General features: G+C 68.8%; 7 protein-coding genes. 3 read left to right on the top strand and 4 right to left on the bottom strand.

Features of this window, described 5'->3' with window-relative positions; all coding sequences use genetic code 11:
• Window positions 1-51: 51 nt before the first annotated feature.
• From RTU05_RS16480 to RTU05_RS16465, 4 genes are all read right to left on the bottom strand, one after another.
• Window positions 52-810: a 3-oxoacyl-ACP reductase gene (locus RTU05_RS16480; protein WP_312599415.1), complete on the bottom strand. Its 759-nt coding sequence runs from the start codon at window positions 808-810 to the stop codon at window positions 52-54.
• An 8-nt stretch (window positions 811-818) separates the two neighbouring features.
• Window positions 819-1,622 carry a folate-binding protein gene (locus tag RTU05_RS16475; protein WP_312599414.1) on the bottom strand — a complete coding sequence of 268 codons (804 nt, stop codon included), beginning with the start codon at window positions 1,620-1,622 and terminating at the stop codon, window positions 819-821.
• 319 nt (window positions 1,623-1,941) lie between these two features.
• Entirely contained in the window at window positions 1,942-2,496 is a 555-nt protein-coding gene (locus tag RTU05_RS16470; RefSeq protein ID WP_312599413.1) for a hypothetical protein, read from the bottom strand.
• The gene (locus RTU05_RS16465) at window positions 2,493-2,723 is read right to left on the bottom strand and encodes a hypothetical protein (RefSeq protein ID WP_312599412.1); all 231 of its coding nucleotides are present in this window, start codon (window positions 2,721-2,723) and stop codon (window positions 2,493-2,495) included. Before RTU05_RS16465 ends, RTU05_RS16470 begins: the two co-directional genes overlap by 4 nt.
• An 86-nt stretch (window positions 2,724-2,809) precedes the next feature.
• Here RTU05_RS16465 and RTU05_RS16460 point away from each other — a divergent pair, with 86 nt between their 5' ends.
• The 3 genes from RTU05_RS16460 (at window position 2,810) to RTU05_RS16450 (ending at window position 6,177) form a co-directional block, all read left to right on the top strand.
• Window positions 2,810-3,775: a glycosyltransferase family 9 protein gene (locus RTU05_RS16460; protein WP_312599411.1), complete on the top strand. Its 966-nt coding sequence runs from the start codon at window positions 2,810-2,812 to the stop codon at window positions 3,773-3,775.
• Between the two features lie 181 nt (window positions 3,776-3,956).
• The gene (locus tag RTU05_RS16455; protein WP_312599410.1) at window positions 3,957-5,288 is read left to right on the top strand and encodes a dihydroorotase; all 1,332 of its coding nucleotides are present in this window, start codon (window positions 3,957-3,959) and stop codon (window positions 5,286-5,288) included.
• Between the two features lie 151 nt (window positions 5,289-5,439).
• Entirely contained in the window at window positions 5,440-6,177 is a 738-nt protein-coding gene (locus tag RTU05_RS16450) for a prephenate dehydrogenase (RefSeq protein WP_312599409.1), read from the top strand.
• Window positions 6,178-6,226 lie beyond the last annotated feature (49 nt).

Raw genomic sequence — 6,226 nt, 5'->3', positions numbered from 1 at the left:
CGCCATCGCCATCGCCGCCATCATGATCTTCTGGATCAATGAGTCCTGAGCCTAGTCCCGCACCAGCCCACCGTCCACGACCAGGTTCTGGCCCGTCACCGCGCGGCTCCAGGGCGAGGCGAAGAACAGGACGGCGTCGGCGAATTCTTCAGGCGTGGTCACCGACCGCAGCGGCGTCATGCCGGCGATCAGGTCAAACACGGCTTCGGGCGTGGCGGCGCTGGCGTCGGTGGTGCGCAGCAGTCCGCCCGAGACCATGTTGACGGTGATCCCGTCCGGCCCCAGGTCGCCGGCGGCGGTGCGGGTCAGGGACAGAAGGGCGGCCTTGGCGGCGGTGTAGTCGTGATAGGGCACGACCGGATTCTGGAACAGGTTGGTGCCGATGTTGACGACGCGGCCGAACCGGGCCGCGGCCATGCCGGGCGCAGTCGCCTGGATCAGGTTCAGGGCGCCGCGCACCACGGTCGAGAACTGGCGGTCCATCTCGTCCCAGCCGATGGCGGTCATCTGGGATCGGGCGTCGCCGTTGAAGCTGTAGTCCAGGGCGTTGTTGACGACGGTGACGACAGGGGCGCCGAAATGGCTCTGTGCCGCGTCGATCATGGCGTCCACGGCGGCGCGGTCGGTCACATCGGCCTGAAGGGCGATGGCGCGCTCGCCGATCTCGGCCGCCAGGGCGTTCGCCGCCTCGCCGCTGTTCCTCCAGTTGATGACGACGCGGGCGCCTTCACGGGCGAAGGCGCGCACGCAGGCGGCGCCGACGCCGCGCGCGCCGCCGGTGACGAGGACGATCTGGTCGGCGATCTTCATGGAGGGACTCAAGGCTGGGAGGAAGGAAGCACGTCCTCGCCCATCCAGGCGGGTTTGCGCAAGCGCACAGGGCGGCCGTCCACGGTCAGGTTGCCGTCGATCCGATCGATCCGCAGCAGGGCCATGGCGGAGCCGTCGCGACCGGACAGCACCTCGCCCGCGCGCAGTTCGCCCTTCAGCACCTCGGCGCCGAAGGCGGGGGGCGGGCCGTCGAAATCCAGCGGCAGCATCCGGTTCCTGATCGCGCCTCGCCGCTTCATGCGCGAGGTGGTTTCCTGGCCGACGAAACAGCCCTTGTGGAAGTCGATGCCGTTCAGCAGGTCGAAATCGGCCTCGATCGGATAGGTCTTGTCCTGGGGCGCGTCGGCGGTCGGATCGGGCAGGCCGATGGACAGGCGGTGGGCGTCATAGTCGGCCTCTACGGCGTCGGCGGTCGCGTCGCCATAGAGGCGGCCGCCCATCAGGGGCGTGCGCGGGTCGGGCATGAAGCCGGCGGGCGCATCGGGCCAGGCGGCGAAGACAGGGCGGTCGTCGGCGGCGACCTGAACCCTGGCGCGCAGCCTATACATCGTCAGCCGCTGCAGCAGGGCGTCGCGGCGGTCGGCGGCGACATCCAGTAATACGCCGTCGCCCCTGCCCAGGATGAACAGGTCGAACAGCAGCCGGCCGGGCGGGGAGAGCAGGGCGCCGAACCGCAGTTCGCCGTCGGCCAGGGTCTCCACATCCTGGGTCAGCAGATTGTGCAGGAAGGGCTTGGCGTCCTCGCCCGTAATCGAGATCAAGGCGCGGCTGTCGAGGCGGGCGATGGGCATGACGGCTAGATAGGGGAAAGAGGGCGCGAGGAAAGGGAGGGGGCGGCATTTCCGTAGAGCGGCCTATCCGTGCATGTCGTCCTTGAGCATCGGGCGGTTGAGCGAACCCGCGTACGCATAGGGGGCCTTCGCTACGGACGCAGCGAGGTCACGGCGAACACGGCGGAGATATGCTCCGGTCGAAAGGTCCTGATGGCCTGTGGCGGCGAAGCCGCAGACTTATCGACAGCTTGCAGAAACCAGGAGCCGACGCGCGTTGGGTTTCGTCGTGGTCTTCGTGGCCTCGTTGTGTCCGTTGTGATGAACGCCTTTCGTCAGATCACCGGACCTGAACCACCGCATAGCGCGCCGTGACGCCATCCGGCTGGAAGTCGTGTTCGGCCAGCCTGTCCAGGGATCGGACGACGCGCGCGACGAAGGCCTCGGGATCGCCGTCCTCCACGGCGGGGCGCAGCCAGTCGGTGACGACGGCGCGCGCCGGATAGGTTCCGACCGGGCCGGGGATGCTGAGCGCCACCTCGATCCCCTCGGCGATCCAGCCCGCCACGGTGACGAAGAAGTCGGTCGAGGCCAGGAAGTCCGAGCGCCGCAGGACATACAGGGTGATGACCCCGTCCTCGACCCCGTCGGGCCGCACGATCACGCCGCTGCGGTCCGGGCGCCAGGCCTCGTCCAGTTCGATCACGCGCCAAAGGCAGAACCAGATGCGACAGGTGCTCGGCCGGATCTCGTGCACCGAACAGCCGGCGCCGTCGACGCAATAGGCGCACAGTTCGCCGGTCGGCTTGGCCAGTTCCGGCAGGTCCAGCGGAATGACCCGGCAGCATTCCACGCAACCGCCGCAGGTCCGCCCGGGAAGGAGGGGCAGGCTCACCCCAGCGCGCGCTCAAGCTGGGCGATGCGGCGGTCCATGTCGGCGACGACCTGCTCCAGCCGGGCCTTTTCCGACGCCATGTCGATGGGCGTGCCGTCCTCGTAGGACAGGGTGGCGCCCTTGGCGATCAGGTCCAGCCGATAGATGGCCGTGACACGCTGCGCCTTGAAGCGGTCCAGGGCGGCGGTCGCGGCGGGATCGGCGGCGGAAGGGGGCGGCTGGCTCATGCGCGTCGCTGTAACGCAGGACGTCCGCCTGTGGAAACAGTCGTTTGGCGCTGAACCTGAGATAGAATCCCTGTAGTCCTGATCTCATGATCGGGCGGTTCCCCATCCTGTATATCGCCGAGGCCGACGCCGAGGACGCCATTCTGTCGTCCGGCGTGCTGGCGCATCTGGTCGACAGCCTGCCGCAGGCGAGCTTCACCATCGTCGGATCGGCCGCCAGCGCGCCCCTGTTCGCCGACACGCCGCGTCTGGCCCGGACCATCGTGCTGGAGCGCGAGGGCCATTTCGAATGGATCGCCCTGTGGAACCAGGTGCGCGGGACCAAATGGGGCCTGGTCGTGGACATGCGCGGCTCGGACCTGTCGGGCAAGCTGAGGCGCGAGCGGCGGGCGGTGCGCGGCAAGACGCCGGCCGGCCTGCACGCGGTCGAGGCGGCGGCGGCGGTGCTGAAGCTGGAGCCGGACGAGACGCCGGGGCCGCGCCTGTTCTTTTCCGACAAGACGCTGGCCGAGGCGAAGGCGCTGTTCCCGGCGACCGGAGGAGACGGGCCGATCCTGGCCGTCGGGCCGGGCGTGGAATGGATGGGAAAGCGCTGGCCGGCCGAACGCTACGCCAAGGTGGCGACCAAGCTGCTGGCCGACGACGGGCCGCTGGCCGGCGGGCGGCTGATGATCGTGGGCGAGGAGGTGGACCGCGAGGCGGCCCACACCATCCGCTACGCCGTGCCGCGCGCGCGGGTGATCGAACTGCAGGGGAAACTGACGCGGCTTCAGACGGCGGCGGCGATCTCTCAGGCGGCGCTCTATATCGGGGCGGATTCGATCTGGACGCATCTGGCTGTGGCGGCGGGCGCGCCGACAATCGCCGTCTTCGGACCTTCGGACGAGGCGACGCGCGGGCCGTGGCAGGGCCAGGCCGTGCGCGGACCCCGCAGCTATCAGGAGTTCAAGACCCTGGACCCCCGCCTGAACCAGGCCATCCAGCATATGATGGACCTGCCGTGGGAGCGAGTGCTGAAGACCGCGATGAAGGTGTTGGCGGCGCGGGGGTGAGTTTCCCTTTTACCGTTCATCCCGGCGAAGGCCGGGACCCAGTGCTTTCCCAAAGACAGCCGCTTGGGTCGAGATCGGGTCTATGGCGCGCCGCATCTTGCGCCCAAAGGTCTGGGTCCCGGCTTTCGCCGGGATGAGCGGAGCGTTAGAACCCAGCCACCCATCACGCAGGAGCCTGCCCATGACCCAGACCTATGACCTGATCGTCCGTGGCGGCGAGGTGGCGAACCATGCGGGGCGCGGACGGGCGGATGTCGGGGTGATCGACGGCAAGATCGCCTTCATCGGCGACCTGAGCCAGGCGTCGGCGGGCGAGACGTTCGACGCCACGGGCCTGACGGTGCTGCCGGGCGTGATCGACACCCAGGTCCATTTCCGCGAGCCGGGGCTGGAGTGGAAGGAGGATCTGGAGACCGGATCGCGCGCGGCGGCTCTGGGCGGGGTCGTCGCCGTGTTCGAAATGCCGAACACCAATCCCAACACCACCGACCCCGACACCATGGCCGACAAGCTGGCGCGGGCGAAGGATCGGATGTGGACGGATCACGCCTTCTACATCGGCGGCACGCACGAGAACGCGGACTATCTGGGCGAACTGGAGCGGTTGCCCGGCTGCTGCGGGGTCAAGGTCTTCATGGGCGCCTCGACCGGCGACCTGCTGATCGCCGACGACGAGGGGGTCAGGAAGGTTCTGTCGAACGTGCGCCGCCGCGCCACCTTCCACTCCGAGGACGAATACCGTCTGGTTGAGCGGCGCGGCCTGGCCCGCACCGGCGACTGGACCAGCCACCCCGAGGTGCGCGACGCCGAGAGCGCCATCCGCTCGACCCGGCGTCTGGTCGGACTGGCCAAGGAGACGGGCGCGCGCATCCACGTGCTGCACGTCACGACCAAGGACGAGATGGAGTATCTGCGCTTCCACAAGGATGTCGCCACCGTCGAGATCACGCCCCAGCACCTGACCCTGGTCGGGCCGGAAGCCTATGAGCGGCTGGGCAGCTATGCCCAGATGAACCCTCCGATCCGGTCGCAGGAGCATGTGGACGCCCTGTGGCTGTGGGGGATGCAGCAGGGGGTGGCGGACGTGCTGGGGTCCGATCACGCGCCGCATACGAAGGAAGAAAAGGCCAAACCCTATCCGGCCTCTCCGTCCGGCATGCCGGGGGTGCAGACGCTGGTGCCGCTGATGCTGACGCATGTGGCCAATGGGCGGCTGTCGCTGGAGCGTTTCATCGACCTGACCTCGGCGGGGGCGCAGCGCGTGTTCGGCACGGCCAACAAGGGACGAATGGCCGTCAGCTATGACGCCGACCTGACCATCGTCGATCTGAAGGCCAGGCGGACGATCACGCACGACCAGCAGGCCACACGCTGCGGCTGGACCCCGTTCGACGGGATGGAGGCGACCGGCTGGCCGATGGCGACCATCGTGCGCGGGCGGGTGGTGATGCAGGATGGCGAACTGATCGGATCGGCGCACGGGCGCCCGGTGCGGTTCATGGAGACGCTGTGAGCCGCCCTGCCATAAGCTTCGTCATCCTCGGGCTTGACCCGAGGACCGGGTGCGGACCGGGCTGTGCGCCCGCCGCTGACGCCATGCGGCAGACCCTCCGATCCTCGGGTCAAGCCCGAGGATGACGGGGGAGTGTGGAACGGCGGTGGGCGTGACGGATGAAAAGGAAAAGCTCGGCCTGATCGGCTTCGGCGCCTTCGGGCGGCTGACGGCGCGGCATCTGTCGCCGTGGTTCGACATCGCGGCCCACGATCCGGCGGCGACGGACGGAGAGGGCGTGGCGACGCTGAGCGATCTGGCCACCGCCGCCGGCTGTCCCGTCGTGATCCTGGCCGTGCCGGTCGAGGCGATGGGCGAGGTGCTGGCGGCCATTCGCCCGTATCTGCGACCGTACGCCCTGATCGTCGACGTGGGATCGGTGAAGGTGAAGCCCGCGCGCCTGATGGACCAGATGGCGCCGCCCGGCGTGCGCATCGTCGGCGCCCATCCGCTGTTCGGCCCGCAAAGCGGCAAGGACGGCATCGCCGGCCTGCGTATGGCCGTCTGTCCTGTGCGCGCCGAGAAGGACGCGCGCCGTGTCGCCGCCTTCTGCCGCCGCGCGCTGGGGTTGAAGGTGTTTCTGGTCAGCCCCGAGGATCACGACCGCGAGGCGGCGGTCGTCCAGGGCCTGACCCACCTGATCGCCCGCGTCCTGATCGCCATGGAGCCCCTGCCGACGCGCATGACCACCACCAGCTTCGACCGCCTGATGCAGGCCGTCGACATGGTCCGCCACGACAGCCCCGCCGTCTTCCGCGCCATCGAACGCGACAACCCGTTCGCGGCCGAGGTGCGGGAGCGGTTCTTTGCGTTGGCGGATGAGGCGCGGGGCGCGGCTAAAATAAGCTAGGCTCAGGACCTATTAAATCGCTTGATAGCGCAATCGCATTCTGATTCCC

The organism is Brevundimonas sp., assembly GCF_032017145.1.
Classification (GTDB): Bacteria; Pseudomonadota; Alphaproteobacteria; order Caulobacterales; family Caulobacteraceae; genus Brevundimonas.
The sequence above is the reverse complement of the archived record's forward strand: the minus strand, read 5'-3'. Positions and strand labels throughout refer to the sequence as shown.